22 protein-coding genes and 2 pseudogenes are annotated in these 18,285 nt (G+C 39.2%); 6 read left to right on the top strand and 18 right to left on the bottom strand.

Annotation, left to right across the window (positions count from 1 at the left end; genetic code table 11):
- Positions 1-18: 18 nt before the first annotated feature.
- Together HT725_RS07030 and HT725_RS10120 are read right to left on the bottom strand one after the other, a co-directional pair.
- A pseudogene (locus HT725_RS07030) lies at positions 19-732 on the bottom strand (ABC transporter permease); the annotation flags it as partial.
- Positions 733-838: 106 nt separating this feature from the next.
- A complete protein-coding gene (locus tag HT725_RS10120) occupies positions 839-1,162 on the bottom strand; it encodes a hypothetical protein (RefSeq protein WP_240149617.1) in 324 nt (107 codons plus the stop codon).
- Between the two features lie 293 nt (positions 1,163-1,455).
- Here HT725_RS10120 and HT725_RS07035 point away from each other — a divergent pair, with 293 nt between their 5' ends.
- Complete coding sequence (locus tag HT725_RS07035) at positions 1,456-1,992, top strand: biotin transporter BioY (protein WP_173253310.1); 537 nt, start codon at positions 1,456-1,458, stop codon at positions 1,990-1,992.
- A 53-nt stretch (positions 1,993-2,045) separates the two neighbouring features.
- On the opposite strand, the gene HT725_RS07040 is transcribed toward HT725_RS07035, so the two are convergent.
- A complete protein-coding gene (locus HT725_RS07040; RefSeq protein ID WP_049542960.1) occupies positions 2,046-2,261 on the bottom strand; it encodes a YdbC family protein in 216 nt (71 codons plus the stop codon).
- Between the two features lie 97 nt (positions 2,262-2,358).
- Between HT725_RS07040 and HT725_RS07045 the strand changes: the two genes are divergently transcribed.
- Complete coding sequence (locus tag HT725_RS07045; RefSeq protein WP_173253311.1) at positions 2,359-2,679, top strand: hypothetical protein; 321 nt, start codon at positions 2,359-2,361, stop codon at positions 2,677-2,679.
- Between the two features lie 30 nt (positions 2,680-2,709).
- On the opposite strand, the gene HT725_RS07050 is transcribed toward HT725_RS07045, so the two are convergent.
- The 6 genes and pseudogenes from HT725_RS07050 to rpsP form a co-directional block, all read right to left on the bottom strand.
- Complete coding sequence (locus tag HT725_RS07050) at positions 2,710-3,048, bottom strand: ATP cone domain-containing protein (protein WP_001196041.1); 339 nt, start codon at positions 3,046-3,048, stop codon at positions 2,710-2,712.
- An 11-nt stretch (positions 3,049-3,059) separates the two neighbouring features.
- The gene (gene trmD / locus HT725_RS07055; protein ID WP_173253312.1) at positions 3,060-3,779 is read right to left on the bottom strand and encodes a tRNA (guanosine(37)-N1)-methyltransferase TrmD; all 720 of its coding nucleotides are present in this window, start codon (positions 3,777-3,779) and stop codon (positions 3,060-3,062) included.
- On the bottom strand, positions 3,769-4,287 hold the full coding sequence (gene rimM / locus HT725_RS07060) for a ribosome maturation factor RimM (protein ID WP_173253313.1): 519 nt from the start codon (positions 4,285-4,287) through the stop codon (positions 3,769-3,771). The genes trmD and rimM overlap by 11 nt, the downstream gene beginning before the upstream one ends.
- 82 nt (positions 4,288-4,369) lie before the next feature.
- Positions 4,370-4,696, bottom strand: a pseudogene (locus HT725_RS07065) (nucleotide pyrophosphohydrolase).
- A gap of 44 nt (positions 4,697-4,740) precedes the next feature.
- Positions 4,741-4,980 carry an RNA-binding protein KphA gene (gene kphA / locus HT725_RS07070; protein WP_173253314.1) on the bottom strand — a complete coding sequence of 80 codons (240 nt, stop codon included), beginning with the start codon at positions 4,978-4,980 and terminating at the stop codon, positions 4,741-4,743.
- 19 nt (positions 4,981-4,999) lie between these two features.
- A complete protein-coding gene (gene rpsP / locus HT725_RS07075) occupies positions 5,000-5,272 on the bottom strand; it encodes a 30S ribosomal protein S16 (RefSeq protein ID WP_000268760.1) in 273 nt (90 codons plus the stop codon).
- A 177-nt stretch (positions 5,273-5,449) separates the two neighbouring features.
- On the opposite strand from rpsP, the gene HT725_RS10410 reads away from it, so the two are divergent.
- The 4 genes from HT725_RS10410 to HT725_RS07090 all read left to right on the top strand — a co-directional run bounded on the left by HT725_RS10410 (position 5,450) and on the right by HT725_RS07090 (position 7,877).
- A complete protein-coding gene (locus HT725_RS10410; RefSeq protein WP_267240441.1) occupies positions 5,450-5,581 on the top strand; it encodes a hypothetical protein in 132 nt (43 codons plus the stop codon).
- A 380-nt stretch (positions 5,582-5,961) separates the two neighbouring features.
- Positions 5,962-6,540, top strand: a complete 579-nt coding sequence (locus tag HT725_RS07080) for a DUF3796 domain-containing protein (RefSeq protein WP_173253315.1) — start codon at positions 5,962-5,964, stop codon at positions 6,538-6,540.
- A gap of 2 nt (positions 6,541-6,542) precedes the next feature.
- On the top strand, positions 6,543-6,767 hold the full coding sequence (locus HT725_RS07085; protein WP_173253316.1) for a helix-turn-helix transcriptional regulator: 225 nt from the start codon (positions 6,543-6,545) through the stop codon (positions 6,765-6,767).
- Positions 6,768-7,073: 306 nt separating this feature from the next.
- Complete coding sequence (locus HT725_RS07090; protein WP_000731911.1) at positions 7,074-7,877, top strand: peptidylprolyl isomerase; 804 nt, start codon at positions 7,074-7,076, stop codon at positions 7,875-7,877.
- 55 nt (positions 7,878-7,932) lie between these two features.
- Here the strand turns inward: HT725_RS07090 and HT725_RS07095 are convergent, their stop codons facing one another.
- The 9 genes from HT725_RS07095 to HT725_RS07135 all read right to left on the bottom strand — a co-directional run bounded on the left by HT725_RS07095 (position 7,933) and on the right by HT725_RS07135 (position 18,236).
- Positions 7,933-9,474, bottom strand: a complete 1,542-nt coding sequence (locus HT725_RS07095) for an ABC-F family ATP-binding cassette domain-containing protein (protein ID WP_173253317.1) — start codon at positions 9,472-9,474, stop codon at positions 7,933-7,935.
- Positions 9,475-9,636: 162 nt separating this feature from the next.
- Positions 9,637-10,110, bottom strand: coding sequence for a VanZ family protein (locus HT725_RS07100; protein ID WP_173253318.1), 474 nt, complete (start codon positions 10,108-10,110; stop codon positions 9,637-9,639).
- Complete coding sequence (rlmN, locus tag HT725_RS07105) at positions 10,110-11,195, bottom strand: 23S rRNA (adenine(2503)-C(2))-methyltransferase RlmN (RefSeq protein ID WP_000804760.1); 1,086 nt, start codon at positions 11,193-11,195, stop codon at positions 10,110-10,112. Before rlmN ends, HT725_RS07100 begins: the two co-directional genes overlap by 1 nt.
- A gap of 20 nt (positions 11,196-11,215) precedes the next feature.
- A complete protein-coding gene (locus HT725_RS07110; protein WP_173253319.1) occupies positions 11,216-11,746 on the bottom strand; it encodes a YutD family protein in 531 nt (176 codons plus the stop codon).
- A gap of 156 nt (positions 11,747-11,902) precedes the next feature.
- Positions 11,903-12,508, bottom strand: a complete 606-nt coding sequence (gene sodA / locus HT725_RS07115; RefSeq protein WP_000974733.1) for a superoxide dismutase SodA — start codon at positions 12,506-12,508, stop codon at positions 11,903-11,905.
- A 370-nt stretch (positions 12,509-12,878) separates the two neighbouring features.
- The gene (gene holA, locus HT725_RS07120; protein ID WP_173253320.1) at positions 12,879-13,916 is read right to left on the bottom strand and encodes a DNA polymerase III subunit delta; all 1,038 of its coding nucleotides are present in this window, start codon (positions 13,914-13,916) and stop codon (positions 12,879-12,881) included.
- Positions 13,917-13,949: 33 nt separating this feature from the next.
- Positions 13,950-14,885: a dihydroorotate oxidase gene (locus HT725_RS07125; RefSeq protein ID WP_173253321.1), complete on the bottom strand. Its 936-nt coding sequence runs from the start codon at positions 14,883-14,885 to the stop codon at positions 13,950-13,952.
- Between the two features lie 447 nt (positions 14,886-15,332).
- A complete protein-coding gene (gene metK, locus HT725_RS07130) occupies positions 15,333-16,523 on the bottom strand; it encodes a methionine adenosyltransferase (RefSeq protein ID WP_173253322.1) in 1,191 nt (396 codons plus the stop codon).
- 369 nt (positions 16,524-16,892) lie between these two features.
- Complete coding sequence (locus HT725_RS07135; protein WP_173253323.1) at positions 16,893-18,236, bottom strand: DEAD/DEAH box helicase; 1,344 nt, start codon at positions 18,234-18,236, stop codon at positions 16,893-16,895.
- Between the last annotated feature and the right edge of the window lie 49 nt (positions 18,237-18,285).

Raw genomic sequence — 18,285 nt, forward strand, 5'->3', positions numbered from 1 at the left:
AGACTAATAGTCACATAATAAAACAAAGGTAATGAGATCAATGATTTGAAATAGTATAAAATTCGTTAAAAGCAGAGAGAAAAATAACTTAGAACTATAGGTGAAGAAACCATTACCCAAAAAAGAACTGTAAGAAATCATCAATAAAGCCATCATAATCAGTTCAAAAATAAGAGAAATGACATACTCTCTTCTAAGGTCGTATACAGGCAAGCCCAAAGAACGTCGTATCACTCCTTCTTTGATCTGCCTCGTCCTAACAACAAATAAAACAACTAATAAAGTTAAGTAAATTGAACCCATTAACAGTATTCTTAAAGTTCCAGTAAATTGTAATATTCCTCCTATATACCAAGGATAAGCCATATATACTGTTTGTAGTCCAGTCATCGTAAGTGGTTTCAAACTGTCTACATCTATTTTCCCAAGTGTGTAATACATCCCTACTATTGGTGCTGACTTTAATTGTTCATTATTTACATCATCAAAGTTTACATACTTCAACTGACCCGAACTCTGAACGATTGGCTTGTAAATGGTAACCTTTTCCGTTTTTGATAAGTCACGAACCATTTCGTATATTTCGTTATTAGAAAGATTACTTTTTCCTTGGATAGAAAAAGCACCATCAATTGGTAAAGGTATGGGGATTTCGGTATCACTAATAGTGACCAGACCAATTGTAGCAATCAAACAAAAGAAGAATCCAATGATACATAATTTTAATTTCATAAGCAATTACCATATGACAAAAGACTCTATTTTATAATTGGGTCTCTTGTTTTCATAAATTATTTTTTAAAATCTATAATAATCCCAATGTGCATTTAATCGAACATCATTTCAAATTTTTTGCTTGAAAATGTCCATCTATAATCTTTTTTATCGTGAACTTTAACGTTCCCAAAATATTCGTTACTGATGACTCTGAACTAATATTATTTGAAGAACTAACAAAGTAATTCGAATAACCATAGCTATCACTTACACCATACTTCCATAAATCAATAATCGGATATAGAACTGGGATTGCTGTAGTTTCACTACCAACACTAGCTGTAGTAGCAAATCCAAAACTGAAAAAACTTGTAGCCAGCAAAATGAACTTCTTCTTAGTAAATTTTTTGTATTTTACTTCTCCTTGAATTATAATATTTGACAAAAACTCAGTAATAATTCTCTATTTTAAAATTGAACACATTTATTTGTAAGCGTTTATAATATTAATTTAATACTAATATTTTAGTTTGTCAAGTATTTATAGTATATTTTTTATTGATAAAATGAGATTATCTATAAAGGCGATTTACAAATCGATAAAAAACAATTATCCAACTTCTCTTGTGAATCAAATCGGCTGTTACAATTTTTGTTACCTTGTTTTTAAAAATAGGTTGACAATAATTCCTCTACGAGTATAATAGTTACTATATATCAGAAAAGAGGTTAGCTATTTTGAAAAAAGCTCACGTTTATGCTATCCCTGCTATTGGGGCTGCTCTCATTGCTGTTTTGGCACAAATCAGTCTTCCAATTGGACCCGTCCCCTTCACTCTGCAAAACTTTGCAATCGGCTTGATTGCTACTGTCTTTAGACCGAGAGAGGCTGTACTTTCTGTGGGACTCTATCTTCTTCTAGGTGCTATCGGTCTTCCTGTTTTTGCAGGAGGTGGAGCTGGTTTTCAGGCTTTAGTTGGTCCTACTGCAGGCTATCTTTGGTTTTATCTTGTATACTCTGGACTTACTTCTTCCCTAACTAACAGCAAGAGCGGGATTGTCAAGATTTTTCTTGCAAATCTATTGGGTGATGCCCTTGTCTTTGTCGGAGGGATTCTCAGCTTGCATTTCCTAGCTGGAATGACATTTGAAAAAGCTCTTGTTGTGGGGGTCATTCCCTTTATCATCCCAGATCTTGGTAAAATTATTGCTATTAGTTTTATTAGCCGTCCACTACTTCAACGTCTTAAAAATCAGGCTTACTTTACTAACTAAAAAAGGATATCGAGTTGTCATAACTCAATATCCTTTTCTTTCATTTTGACAACTTATTTTCCTTTAAAAGCATCCACCATCGTTTGAAATTCTTCATTGGAGAGAGTAATCCCTTTGCCCATTTTAGTATGATCTGGACTCCAAGCACGAATATCAAACTTTGCAGGGGCTCCATTAAAGCTCACACGGTTGATTTCCTTGGTCCAACCTTTTTCGTTTTCAGAAAGAGTCAACAAGTGCTCTTCGATTTCAAATGTAAATTCTGCCATTTTCTTCTCCTTTTTAGCTTTCATCTGATTATTCGTAAAATCTTGTAGATTTTAGGAAAATTTTATATAATATTGATATAAAAGAAGGGAGGCCAATATGAGACATAAATTCCAGCAAGTTCTAGGTAAAATACATGACTTTTTAAATGGACTTGAAGAACCAGATCAGACTGAAAGCAACTCCCTTACAGCCACTATTGAAGAGGCTATCCAGAAACAAACCGCTGTTCACCTTATCTTGTCAGAGACAAGTTTTACAGGTGACATCATCAAATACGATCAGCAAGGACAGCAAATTATTGTGAAAAATTTTGCCAAAAATGTGACCCGTATTATCCGTATAAGCGATATTCAACGCCTGCGATTTGTCCCTTCAACTGTCCAAACAGCCCAAAAAAATAGATTTAAGAAAGAGTGAGATGTAGTTGCTTCATCCCACTCTTTTTTCTTAGCGAACTTGTTCAAAATGTAAATGAACTGCGATATGATCTCCATAACCACTTCTTTCCAAGTCACGTTGTAGACGATAGGAAATGTAGTGTTCTGCAATGGTAATGTAACCTGCACCCAGCAAACGATGTTCAACCATAGACTGAATCATGCTAATGGTAGCACGTTCCACCTTGGCTTCTTCCAAATCCAAAACCACTTTCTTAGTGACTTGTGCAAGGTTTTGACGTAAATCATCTGTCAATACATAGACAGTCTGGGCTGCCTTTAAGATAGCTTGGTAAATCTTATCTGGATTAAATTCAGCAATTTCTCCATCACGTTTGATTACTTGCATAGGTATCTCCTTTATTCTTTGTTTTCTTTGATTTCTGCCAGCATTTTTTCTTCTTCTGCTGTCAGTTGATAATTTTCTAACAAATCCGGTCTGCGCTCGTAGGTTTTCTTTAAACTCTCATACAGGCGCCACTGACGAATCTTTTCATGGTGCCCGCTCATCAGTACATCTGGCACAAGCATACCTCGATAATCATAAGGACGTGTGTATTGAGGATATTCGAGAAGGCCTGAAGAAAAACTATCATCTTGGTGGCTAGACTCCTTGCCAATCACTTCTGGAATCAGGCGTACAGTAGCATCAATCATGGTCATAGCCGCCAACTCTCCACCAGTCAAGACATAGTCGCCCAGGGAGATCTCATCTGTCACCAAGGTCTTAATTCGCTCATCATAACCCTCATAGTGCCCACAGATAAAGATTAGCTCTTCCTCTTGAGCTAAATCCTCAGCATAAGCCTGATCAAACTGCTTTCCAGCAGGATCGAGGAGAATGACGCGCGGATTTTTCTTTTCAATAGCATCAAAGGCATCGAAAATGGGTTGGGCTCGGAGCAACATCCCCTGACCGCCTCCATATGGTTCATCATCGACATGGCGGGCCTTTTCAGCATTTTCTCGGAAGTTATGATACTGGATATCCAAGAGCCCTTTTTCACGTGCCTTTCCAACGATTGAGTGCTCTAGCGGAGAAAACATCTCTGGAAAAAGGGTTAAAATATCAATCTTCATCGTCTAACCCTTCTAAGATTTCCACATCGACGCGGTTATTTGGAATATCAACATTGAGAATCACTGGTGGGATATAAGGTAATAACAAATCACGCTTGCCTTTTCGCTTGACCACCCAGACATCGTTGGCACCTGGTTGCAGGATTTCTTTGATGGTTCCAATCAAGTTATCATCCTCATAGACTTCCAAACCGATAATCTCGTGATAGTAAAATTCACCATCATCTAAGTCATTCAAATCTTCCTCAGCGACCTTGAGACTGTATCCCTTGTACTTTTCAATCGCATTGATATGGTACATATCTTTGAATTTAATAATGTCAAAGTTCTTCTGTTTACGGTGGATAGCAATGGTCACTGTTTGAACAAACTGATCTTTTTCATCAAACAAGGCCAGCTCAGCTCCTTTTTTAAACCGTTCTTCTGCAAAATCCGTCACAGACAAGACTCGCATCTCACCCTGCAACCCTTGAGTATTGACGATTTTCCCAACATTAAAGTAGTTCATCTTGTCTCCTGTAGTCTATTTCTATCCTTTATTTTATCACGTTCCAAAGATTTTCTCAAGTTGGAGGAAGAGGACAACATCTCTACTTTCCCTTCAAAAATCCTTCCAAATCACGTTCATGTTGGTACTTAATGGCTGCAGTCTTGTCTTTCTCAAAGATAGTCTTGGTAAGGTCAATATGGTTGATGACAGCGATTGCGACGGTGTAGTGAATGATAGCAGCCAGTTCTTTTACTAGTTCCTCGTTAGAATCCTGAACCTCCTCTTTTCTACCAGAACGACCATTCAAAACCTCAGCTACTTCTCCGACTTCCTCCACTAACTTCATAAAGAGACCTTCCTCAGTACGAGACTGCTAGTAATGTTCCAGTAGATAGTCTTGTAATTGTCTAAACGTTAAATCCTTCATATCCTGCTCCTTGCAAAAAAAGCGAGACATTCGTCCCGCCCTTCTTATTTTTCGTCAATAACGATTCTTACTTTTTTGTATTCAGTTGGGACAGAGTAGACAATCGTTCTTATCGCAGAAATAGTGCGACCCTTACGACCGATTACACGACCCACATCGCTTTGATCAAGATTCAAATGATATTCCAAAAATTCTGGTGTACCTTCAATCTTGATAGTTAAGGCATCTGGTTGTGAAATTAAGGGTTTCACAATCGCAATAATGAGATTTTCAATCGTATCCATCTGTCAACCTACTTTAAACTTATTTTGAGAATTTAGAATCGTGGAATTTCTTCAATACACCTTCTTTTGAAAGGATGTTGCGAACTGTATCTGAAGGTTGAGCTCCATCAGCCAACCATGCAAGAACGCGGTCTTCTTTCAAAGTTACTTGGTTTTCAGCAACAAGTGGGTTGTAAGTTCCAACTGTTTCGATGAAACGTCCGTCACGTGGTGAACGTGAATCTGCTACGTTGATACGGTAGAAAGGTTTTTTCTTAGAACCCATACGAGTCAAACGGATTTTAACTGCCATTTTTAAAGTCTCTTTTCTTATTTTTTATTTGAGTGAAATAGCTGAGCTATTTAGCACATGTTCTATTATAGCAGATTTCTGACAGGTGTCAAGAAAAAAACTTGACAGACTATAAAATTTTTAAACCATTTATAAATTTGTTAGAAGTAGGAAATAAATGTTTGAAAGAGGCTATCAGTGAATACTATTTTAGAAAAATGTGATAAAGACCACCAAGTTAAGCCCTTCATCTCACCTGAACATGATTTGAATGCTTGGCTCCTAAATCCCAAGCGAAATATCAAGGATTTTAAGAAAGATATCTACTAATTTTAGTTTATAAAATATGAATCAATAGATTCTAAATAGGGGAATAATTTAGTTCTATAAAAATTAACTTCTACACCTACAACGCCTATTCTGACAGACTTTGTAACAGTCTAAGAAAAAAAGTAGATATTCATACAGTATCTAGATTTTTCAAAAATTCTTTATCATCAAATATTATTAACGAAACTATCCAAACCAAATCCGATGCATTGCTTCAAAGAATTCTTTAGTTATTTGACTAGCGAGGGTTTTTATTAAAAAAATTTTTCAAATAATTGCCACCTTGGTACATAAATTCTTGCTTTCCAAATTCAAATATGATATATTTGTAACATAAAATTTAAGTGTTATATATTTATAACACAAAAAAGGAGTCTATCATGAAAAAAAGTCAAAAAATGCGTGGCCTCATTGCAATGATTGCCGTAGCTCTCTTTATTGATTTTATTGTTTTATTTGGTTCTAATCTTAGTTGGGGACCCAAGTTAGTTATTACTGGTATTTCAGTACCAGGTCAAATTGTAGCTATTTGGAGCTGGCTACATAAGAGTCAGAAAGGTAAGGGAAAGATTATTTTTGACTTGTCTGCTAAGCTTTACACGATACTTATATTTGCAGCAAGCATTTTTTATACAGTAGGAATTTGGATTGCGACCCCAAGCGTAAGTTCTGGTATTAAAGAATGGATTTTGGGAATTGGCCTCGTTATTGAAGTGATTGTATTTGGTTTTTTCTCTTTGAAAAATGTCAAGGAAACTCCGGACGAACGCTTTTATGCTAATTTAGCAAAGGCAGCTAGCTTGATGTTTGTTTTTATACTAGGCGCACTGATGATCCTATCAGTTATCATTGGGTATATGGGGGCTCTCACTCTTTACATAGGCCAGATATTTATTAGCATAGCTGCCTTGATTTGCATCTTTGCGGTTGTCTATTTTATCTTGGAACGTAGAGGATAAGCATGGCTAAAGAAAGCAATATTATTACTAAGCTTAAATCTGTTCGTGAGTCCACAGGCATGACCCAGCAGGAGTTAGCCGACCGCATCGGCATGCGACGCGAGACAATTCTGCACTTGGAAAATAACCGTTACAATCCTTCGCTGGAAATGGCTCTTAAAATTGCTCAAGTTTTTAATCTGAAAGTAGAAGACCTCTTTGAACTCAGACAGAAAGAGGAAGCATAATTCTTTTCGAGACCTAGTATTAAGTTCATTGATTGATTAGGAATTGAAGCCAAAAGAAAAAATCCTTTGAAAATGTGCTCTTTTAAAATATAGTAATTCTTTCGAATTAACCTTTACTAAATTGTGATGCTTTACGAGCTTTCTTAAGATCTGGTTTCCAAAATACTTTGAGTATACTTATGGCATTGATGCCCCTAAGCAAGCGACTTTCTGGTTGGCTTCCTCTTAAACTGTATTGTCACTAATATTTGAAATCCCCTTCCTTTTAGGGTACAATGGTAGAAATGAATTTTTGAGAGGATCAGAATGAAAAAACTAGCAACCCTTCTTTTACTATCAACTGTAGCCCTAGCTGGATGTAGCAGCATCCAACGCAGTTTGCGTGGTGATGACTATGTTGATTCCAGTCTTGCCGCTGAGGAAAGCTCCAAAGCAGCAGCACAATCTGCCAAGGAGTTAAACGATGCTTTAACAAACGAAAACGCCAATTTCCCACAACTTTCTAAGGAAGTTGCTGAAGATGAAGCCGAAGTGATTCTCCACACAAGCCAAGGTGATATTCGCATTAAACTCTTCCCTAAACTCGCTCCTCTAGCGGTTGAAAACTTCCTCACTCATGCCAAAGAAGGCTACTATAACGGCATTACCTTCCACCGTGTCATCGATGGCTTTATGGTCCAAACTGGAGATCCAAAAGGGGACGGTACAGGTGGTCAGTCCATCTGGCATGACAAGGATAAGACTAAAGATAAGGGAACTGGTTTCAAAAACGAGATTACTCCTTATCTCTATAACATCCGTGGTGCTCTTGCTATGGCTAATACTGGTCAACCAAACACCAATGGCAGTCAGTTCTTCATCAACCAAAACTCTACAGATACCTCTGCTAAACTCCCTACAAGCAAGTATCCAAAGAAAATCATTGAAGCCTACAAAGAAGGGGGAAACCCTAGTTTAGATGGCAAACACCCAGTCTTTGGTCAAGTGATTGACGGTATGGATGTTGTAGATAAGATTGCCAAAGCCGAAAAAGATGAAAAAGACAAGCCAACTACTGCTATCACAATCGACAGCATCGAAGTGGTGAAAGACTACGATTTTAAATCATAAAAACCAAAAAAATACAGTATCCACATTCGGTACTGTATTTCTTTTATCCTTATTTTTAAGTTAGCTTGTTAAAATCCCAGATTTGGTCCATCCAGCCTTCATAGAAGTCTGGCTCGTGGCAGACCATAAGAATAGATCCCTTGTATTCTTTGAGAGCGCGTTTGAGTTCATCCTTGGCGTCCACATCTAAGTGGTTGGTTGGCTCGTCCAGCACTAAAACATTGTTTTCACGATTCATCAAGAGACAGAAACGAACCTTGGCTTGTTCCCCACCTGACAAGACCTGAATTTGGCTTTCAATATGCTTGGTTGTCAGACCACAACGGGCAAGGGCTGCACGGACTTCTGCTTGGTTGAGAGCAGGAAAGGCATTCCAGACAGCCTCTAGTGGTGTTTGGCGATTACCTCCCTCTACTTCCTGTTCAAAGTAACCAAGTTCTAGGTAATCACCTCGTTCAACTTCCCCAGCAATAGGTGGAATAATGCCTAGGAGACTCTTCAAGAGAGTTGTTTTCCCGATACCATTTGCTCCAATAATGGCAACTTTCTGATTACGTTCAAAAGTAAGGTTTAATGGCTTGGTAAGTGGACGGTCGTAACCAATCTGCAAATCCTTGGCTTGGAAGATAAAGCGCCCTGGCGTACGAGCTGGTTTGAAATCAAAGGATGGTTTTGGTTTCTCACTTTGTAGCTCGATAATATCCATCTTATCCAATTTCTTCTGGCGGGACATGGCCATGTTTCGTGTTGCAACACGCGCTTTGTTTCGAGCCACAAAATCCTTGAGATCCGCAATTTCTTTCTGCTGGCGTTCGTAGGCTGCCTCTAGCTGAGATTTCTTCATAGCATAGACTTCTTGGAACTGGTAGTAGTCACCAGAGTAACGCGTCAGCTGTTGATTTTCCACATGATAGACGATATTTATAACGTCGTTCAGGAATGGAATATCATGTGAAATGAGGACAAAGGCATTCTCATAGTTTTGGAGATAGCGCTTAAGCCAGTCAATATGCTCAGCATCCAAGTAGTTGGTCGGCTCGTCCAAAAGTAAGATATCAGGCTTTTCAAGGAGAAGTTTAGCCAAAAGCACCTTGGTTCTTTGCCCACCTGACAAAGAAGTTACATCTGTATCCATGCCAAAATCCATAACACCAAGGGCACGCGCCACTTCGTCAATCTTAGCATCTAAGGTATAGAAATCACGACTCTCCAGACGGTCTTGAAGTTCGCCAACTTCTTCCATAAGAGCATCAACATCCGCTCCGTCTTCAGCCATTTCCATATAAAGGTCATTGATACGGACTTCTGCTTTGAAAAGCTCATCAAAAGCAGTACGGAGAACATCGCGCACCGACTGCCCTTCAGCAAGGACGGAGTGCTGGTCCAAATAACCAGCAGTCACATATTTAGACCATTCGACTTTCCCTTCATCTGGCAGCATTTTACCAGTCACGATACTCATAAAGGTTGATTTTCCTTCACCATTAGCACCGACCAGACCGATATGTTCTCCCTTGAGAAGACGGAAAGACACATCTTCAAAAATTGCACGGTCACCAAAACCGTGACTCAGATTTTTAACTTCTAAAATACTCATTTTAATTCCTTATCTTGTTTTTATACTCTTCGAAAATCAAATTCAAACCACGTCAGCTTCACCTTGCCGTATATATGTGACTGACTTCGTCAGTCTTATCTACAACCTCAAAACAGTATTTTGAGCAGCCTGCGGCTAGCTTCCTAGTTTGCTCTTTGATTTTCATTGAGTATTATGTAATCGTTTATAAAGTAGCCAAGCCAGATAACCACCCAAGGTATTGGTCCACAAATCATCAATCTCAAAGACGCGATTAAAATCAAAGAAAAAATCTAAGACCAACTGCGTACACTCAATTCCAAGACTCACTAGAAAACTGAAAAAGATTACTTTTCTTGTCTTACACAAGTTTGGAAGGAGATATAGGAGTTGGAAAATCAGAGGAAAAAGCAAGAAGACATTGAGGATATTTTGTAGAAAAATCCAACATAATTGTCCAATGTCACTTACTTCACCCAGTTTCCAAAAAGAATTGAAAGGAGTCAAAAGAAAAACCAGGCGTCCAAGATGCTGAATACCTGGAGTTTCCACTCCCACGGGAGATTGTTCTTGAGGAGTAAAGCAAAAATAGACGATACAAATGCTATAGAAAATGACTCCCCAGACCAAAACATGATTATAAGTTTTCTTCATCATTAAGGATTGACTGCTGCGACTGCTTTCTGGCGGTCACGTTTCATTGTATTAGAACGCAATTGTCCACAAGCTGCATCAATATCAGTACCATGCTCTTGACGAACCACACAGTTAACCCCTTTTTTCTTAAGCGTATCATAGAAAGCCAACACGCGCTCTTTAGGACTACGGCTATATTGATCATGCTCACTAACTGGGTTATAAGGAATCAAGTTTACATAAGACAATTTCTTGATGTTTTTGAGCAATTCAGCCAATTCCAAGGCTTGTTCTACACCATCATTAACTTCATTAAGCATGATATATTCAAAAGTCACACGACGATTAGTTGTCTCAATGTAGTACTCAATAGCTGCAAAGAGTTTTTCAATCGGAAAGGCACGGTTAATTTTCATGATGCTTGAGCGCAATTCATTGTTAGGTGCGTGAAGAGAAACAGCAAGATTTACCTGAACCCCTTCATTAGCAAAATCACGAATTTTATGAGCCAAACCTGAGGTTGAAACTGTGATGTGACGAGCACCGATGGCCATTCCCTTGTCATCGTTGATAGTACGAACGAAATTTAAGACATTGTTGTAGTTATCAAATGGTTCACCAATTCCCATGACAACGATATGGCTGACGCGTTCGTCCTGACCACGCTCATCAAAGTATTTCTGAACCAGCATGATTTGCGCTACGATTTCACCGTTATTGAGGTCACGTTGTTTCTTAATCAAACCAGAAGCACAGAAGGTACAACCGATATTACAGCCAACCTGAGTGGTCACACAGACTGACAAACCATAGTGCTGTCTCATCAATACTGTCTCAATCAGCATGCCATCAGGCAACTCAAAAAGATATTTAACTGTCCCATCAGCAGACTCTTGAACGATACGTTGTTTCAAGGGATTGACCACAAACTGGTCATTAAGCTTAGCAATCAAATCTTTTGACAGGTTGGTCATCTCTTCAAATGACTGGACACGTTTACGGTATAGCCATTCCCAAATTTGATCTGCACGGAATTTCTTTTCTCCCTGCTCCAAAACCCATTCCTGCATGGTTTGACGTGTTAAACTATAAATTGACGGTTTCATTTCTACTCCTTATTCTCTACTCACTTCTGACGAATGACAAAATGACGTTGCCCCTTGTCCTCTTTCTGAGAGTGCTGGTCTTTCTGACGACGTCTATTTTTCTTATCTGCATTCGGTTTTCGTTTTGTTTGAGCCGGTTTCTTTCCTTTTCTAGAAGGTGTTTCTTCTTCCTTCTTACGCATTTTCTTGTCAAATGATGCTCGCTTAGGGGCTTCATTTTCTAAGACAAAATAGGCACAACCATAACTACAATACTCTAAAAGATAGTCTTGTAAACGACTGATTTTTTCAAGTTTTTCATCTGTTCGGTCATCCTTGTAAAAACCTCGTAGGCGAAGCTGTTCGTTGCTCCAGTCTCCCACGATATAATCAAACTTGGTTAAGACTTCTGAAAAACGCTGATTAAAAGCCGTCACATCAAAGGCATCCTTGATATTTTCCACCAAGGAAAAAGCTATCCCTTCCGTTTCAATCTTGTCCCCATGTAAATGGAACTCAGGACCAGGAAACTTGTTATAGTTGTATAATTCAGGTGCAATTTCTTTTCGCATAGATATCCTTTTTTCACGATTACTTAATACTTTATTCTACCATAATTTCTAGCAGTTAGCACGTTTCTCATAAAAATGAAAAAAGTCTGACGATTTTGTCAGACCAAAATAATATAACCTTAAAAAGAGAAGAACAATTCTTCCCTCCAACTATCATTATTTAGCAGCTGCGTACAATTCATCTACTTTGTTCCAGTTGATCACTGAGAAGAAAGCTTTGATGTAGTCAGGACGCACGTTGCGGTATTTCACGTAGTAAGCATGTTCCCAAACGTCCAAGCCCAAGATTGGTTTTTTACCTTCTGAGATTGGTGTGTCTTGGTTTGCTGTTGAAGTCACTTCAAGTTTACCTTCTTTGTTGACAACCAACCATGCCCATCCTGAACCGAAACGAGTTGTTGCGGCTGCAGTAAAGGCTGCTTGGAATTCTTCAAATGAACCAAATGTTGCATCGATTGCTGCTGCAAGTTCTGCTGATGGAGCTGTTTTTTCAGGAGTCATCAATTCCCAGAAAAGAGCGTGGTTCAAGTGTCCACCACCATTGTTAATAAGCGCTTGACGGATATCGGCTGGAATAGATTCTACATCAGCAAGCAAGGCTTCAAGATCTTCACCGATTTCAGGGTGTTTTTCAAGAGCTGCATTAGCATTGTTGACATAAGTTTGATGATGTTTGTCATGGTGCAAGTGCATTGTTTCCGCATCGATGTATGGTTCCAAAGCGTCGTATGCATATGGAAGATCTGGTAAGATAATAGCCATCTGTAATACCTCTTTTTCTTTCTATATGAAAATGATAACGCAAACATTCACTTTTTTCAAGTTTTTTGCTTATAGATGAAGAAATCACTGAAATACTTTCTAATAATACTCTTCGAAAATCTCTTCAAACCGCGTCAACGTCGCCTTGCCGTAGATATATGTTACTGACTTCGTCAGTTCTATCTACAACCTCAAAACAGTGTTTTGAGCTGACTTCGTCAGTCTTATCTACAACCTCAAAGCAGTGCTTTGAGCAACCTGCGGCTAGTTTCCTAGTTTGCTCTTTGATTTTCATTGAGTATAAAACAAGCAAATCAGCAAGAAACCCACGACAAGATAATCCTGACGTGGGTTGTAGTTTCAAAAAATATCAATTTACCTGACTAGCAATCTGTAGGAGTGCTTTTTCAAAAAGGAAACCTTTTTCATAAAGACCTGTCTTAATCTGATAGTCTGTCTCAATCAAATAAGAAATAGCTTGCTTCAAAAAGCTCAAGGAAAGTCCTCGCGCATCTCTCAGCGCAAACTTGATTTGATAGGGATTAGGATTGCGTCCGAGAAAACTTCCTAGACTACTTGCAATCTGAGATTCTGTTTGCCCAGACTCCGACAAAATCTTCACCTGAGTAAAAGTCCGAAATTGTCCTAGCATGACAGCTATGAGCTTAATTTCGTCTTCCCCTTGCAAGGTCAAGTCTCTAACCAAATCTCGCGCCTGATCCATCTTTTTAGTCAGAATAAACTGAGTTAAATCAAAAATATTGTCCTGCAAGGTCTTGGGAATAGCATTAACAATATCCTCTTCCTCGATAACATAGTCTTCCTTATAGGACTGTAAAAAGAGCAGATTTTTCTGGATTTCGCTAAATTGAAAACCAGATTTGATAAGGAGATTTTCAAAAGAATGATTGGTAAACTGCAGACCTTCTTTCTGGCTCCACTTTTGGAAATACTGGCGCAATTCTTGTTCTTTGGCTTCTACTGCATCAAAAACCTTGGCATCACGCTTAAGTAATTTAACCAACCGTCTTTTGCTATCCAGTTTTCCTTCCGCAAAGATCAACAACTTGGTTGTTGGTGAAGGGTTATCAAGGTATTCCTCAAACGAATTAAGTTCATCATCTGTTAAAAAGCGTTTCTTGCCTGTTGTCATATCGACAAAATGGTCTAATATCACGATTTTTTCATCGGCAAAGAAAGGAAGGCTGACCAACTCCAGTTCAACATCCTTGTAAACCACTTCTTTCATATCAAAGTAGGCAAAGTTGAGGTCAGCAGAATCGTAGCCAATCTGTTTCAATACTTGACTCTTCATCACTTCAAACTGACCCTGGTCTATGCCTGTAAACAGGCTCAGGCTCGGTAAATTTGATAAAGTCAACTTCTGGCTTTCTTCAATGGCTAGCATCTTCTCTCCTTTCTTCTGATTTTTAGATTTAATTTAGTCAATATAGCGCAATTTCCCACGGAAATCTTCTAGGCTCTCGTACCCTTTTTCCGACATGATTTCTTTTAGTTCATTGGTAATGCGGTCAAAAGCACCAACTCCTTCTTTGTGAAGGGTGGTTCCCACCTGCACCATACTTGCTCCACAGAGGATATGTTCAAAGGCATCTCGACCAGTCAGAACGCCACCTGTTCCGATTATTTGGATTTGAGGATTGAGACGTTGGTAGAAGGCGTGAACGTTAGCTAAAGCAGTTGGTTTAATATACTCCCCACCAATGCCCCCAAATCCATTTTTAGGACGGATAACAACAGACTCATCTTCTATATAAAGGCCGTTTCCGATTGAGTTGACGCAGTTGACAAACTTAAGAGGATACTTATTGAAAATAGCTGCCGCTTGATCAAAGTGAACAATGTCAAAATATGGTGGTAATTTAATTCCAAGAGGTTTGGTGAAGTAGGAAAATACTTCTGCCAAAATCCGGTCTGTTGTCTCAAAATCATAGGCAATCTGAGGTTTTCCTGGAACATTTGGACAGGAGAGGTTTAGCTCAGTCAGGCCACGAAACTCACTCTCCTGGACTTTTTTCAAGATAGTATGAGTTTCCTCTGGAGACATGCCGACCAGAGATAAGAAGAAAGTTCGGTTCGGCTCTTTTTCCTGCAAATCCAAAAGATAGTCCAAATAATAGTCTAAGCCATTATTTGGTAGACCCATAGAGTTGATAGAACCAAGTGGAACATCTTGATAACGTGGTTCAGGGTTCCCCTGACGAAAGTCCAAGGTCGCAGTCTTTGTGACAAAGGTTCCTGCAACTGAGTTTTTAACCCCTTCTAGCTCCTCTATCGTCATACAAGCCACACCTGCTGCATTCATTAAACAATTGTCAAACTCAAAACCAGCAATTTGCGTTTTCGTTGATACCATGATTCTGATCCTCCAGATTCCTTTTATTGCTAATATTATACCACAGTTTTAATTCTAGGTTTACTAGATTCTATGGTTCTATCTATTTATTCGGAAAAGAAAGTCTAGTGCAGAAGTCATGCTATGGAAACAGCTAGTGTATTGGAAGTTTGAACAAGACTTGGGTAACAGACTTTTGAATGAAGTCCAAGCAACAGGGAGAAATCTCAACCATGAGTCCATTCCATGACTCTGTTGCTCTAGAAAACCTTGCAATAGTCAAGTGATAACGAATAAAACTTTGGATTGAAATATCCCCATGATTATCTATTACGAGGAGAAATCTCAACCTTTATCATTTTTAAAGAAATACATGTAAATCTCTACTTTCACAAAATGGATTTTCAGAACAGTATCCCAGTATAGTTAAAAACTATAAAAAAGAGAGGAAGTTCCCCTCTTAATATTTTATTTGACTGCTTCTTTCAAAACCTCTACCTTGTCCAAACGTTCCCACGGAAGATCAATATCTGTACGTCCCATGTGTCCATAAGCCGCTGTTTGACGGTAAATTGGGCGCTTGAGATCCAGCATTTGGATAATTCCTGCAGGGCGAAGATCAAAGATTTGACGAGCCGCTTTTTCAAGTTTGCTTTCAGCTACTGTTCCTGTACCAAAGGTATCGATACGGACAGAAACAGGCTGGGCAACACCGATAGCGTAAGCCAATTGCACTTCTGCTTTCTTAGCAAGACCTGCTGCAACGATATTCTTTGCAATATAACGAGCTGCATATGACGCAGAACGGTCCACCTTAGTCGCATCCTTACCAGAGAAGGCACCACCACCGTGACGAGAGTAGCCACCATAGGTATCCACGATAATCTTACGACCAGTCAAGCCTGAGTCTCCTTGAGGTCCACCGATTACAAAACGACCAGTAGGATTGATGAAGAATTTTGTTTGCTCATCCAAGTAAGAGGCTGGAATAACCTCTTTGATAACCTTGCTAATGACATCATTGTGAATTTGTTCGTTGCTGACTTCTGGATCGTGCTGAGTTGAAATAACGACTGTGTCCACACGTACTGGACGGTCATTTTCATCATACTCAACTGTAACTTGTGATTTAGCATCTGGGCGAAGATAGCTGATTTCCCCAGACTTGCGAAGTTCTGCCAGACGACGAACCAATTTATGACTGAGTGAAATTGGCAACGGCATGAGCTCTTCTGTTTCATCCACTGCAAATCCAAACATGAGCCCTTGGTCTCCAGCACCAATTAAGTCAAGTGGGTCTTGATTAACATTTCCACGGACCTCCAAGGCTTCGTTAACACCTTGGGCAATGTCAGGAGATTGTTCCACCAAAGATGGGTGTACTCCTACAGTCTCAGCAGAAAAACCATACTCGGTATTGGTATAGCCAATCTCTGCAATGGTATCACGAACCACACGGTTAATATCTACATAGGCATTTGTAGAAATTTCACCAAAAACGTGGACAGATCCAGTGTATACAGCTGTCTCAGCAGCAACGTGCGCCTCTGGATCCTGTTCTAAAATAGCATCCAAAATCGCATCTGAAATTTGGTCTGCAATCTTATCTGGATGCCCCTCAGATACAGACTCAGACGTGAATAATTTACGTTCTGACATAAAAATGTCCCCCCTTAAAAATAGTGTTATAGAGTTACAAAGTACTGATAGAAATCCCTATCATCTACGAGTTGCGACGCGAAAGAAATAAAAACAATACTTTTTTATTTCTGAAACTAGTAAGGCGCATAGGGTGACCGCATTATAGCGGCAACCGTAGAATGACGAGCGACTACTTTGGAGCCGTCATTCTTTGCGAGTTGCGACTCGCAAGAAAAAATAGAAATACCTACCATCTTATCGGGACTATATAACTTTATCATTATACCATTTTTCAACACAATTTGCAGTCTTTAATGTAGTGTTTCGGTTTAGATAGTTCGTTCTCATAAAGCAAAAAGTTGGAGTTCAGTACTCCAACAATTTCTATTAAAATGTTTGGCGTTTAGCTTTACGCTCTGCACGACCGCGAGCGCGATTTTCAGCACGCTTGGTTTTGCGGCGCTTTTCATCAACCGCCCATTGAATTTTCTTCTTATAACCCGGTTTGACTTTTTTCTTTTTCTTTTTAACCAAACCAATCATTTCGATATCAAGTTTATCTTGTTTTTTCTCACGGTTGGCACGACGATCACGGTCATAAGTACCTTGAAATTCCCCGTCTTTGACCATCTTAGGAGTAAACTTAATTCCTAATTTCTCCAACTCACGGATATCCGAGTCATTACTTGGCTGGTAAAGGGTAATAGCAGTACCTGGCAGGCCGTTTCGTCCAGTACGACCAACACGGTGCACGAAGAAGGATAAATCTTGCGGAATGGCATCATTGATGACATGACTGACACCTTCAATATCAATTCCACGCGCTGCCAAGTCTGTTGCGACAATGTACTCAAAATCCAGATTTTTCACCTGATTCATGATTCGCTTACGTTCACGAGGGGCAATATCTCCATGGATTTTTGCCACCTTCAAGCCTTGAGTAGTCAGATATGAATGTAATTCATCAGCACGCGTTTTAGTGTTAACAAAAATCATTGCCAAATAGGGTTGCATCAACTGAGTCAACTGGTAAATTTGAGCATTCTTGTCACGTCCCTTAGTAGAAATCAACCAATTATCAATGGTATCAGAAATGACCGTTTTGGTCTTGATTTTCTCCATGACAGGATTTGACAAATATTTTTTCAAGAATGGTTGCAACTTTTGTGGAATAGTCGCTGAGAAGACCATGAATTGCAGGTCTTTTGGAAGGCTGCCAGCAATCTTGTCAACAGTTTCTAAGAATCCCATATCCAAGGTCATGTCTGCCTCATCGACCACAAAGGTCTTAGCCTTGTGAATAGCTAGGTCACCAGACTTAACTAAGTCATAAATACGGCCAGGTGTTCCAATAACAATATGAGGCTGATTGCTTGCCAATTTCTCAATCTGGCGAGCCTTATCCGTACCACCCACATAATTAACCACACGAACTTCGACATCTGAGTGGGCAGCAATCTGACGGGCTGCTTGGTAAATTTGAGTAGCCAACTCACGACTCGGTGCAGTAATCACTGCTTGTACACTATCGCTAGCTTCATCTAATTGCTGGAAAATCGGTAACAAGAAAGTGTGAGTCTTACCTGAACCTGTTTTTGATTCTCCAACCAAATCTCGACCTGCCAAGACAATGGGAATCAACTTATCTTGCACCTCTGTAGGAGTTGTAAATTTTAACTCCTCCAAGGCTTCTCTAATATAGTTTTTAAATTGAAATTTCGTAAATGACATAATACCCTCGATTCTATCTATCTTACCAATTATACCATATTTTATTCTA

Source organism: Streptococcus sp. 2579 (genome assembly GCF_013277195.1).
Classification (GTDB): Bacteria; Bacillota; Bacilli; order Lactobacillales; family Streptococcaceae; genus Streptococcus.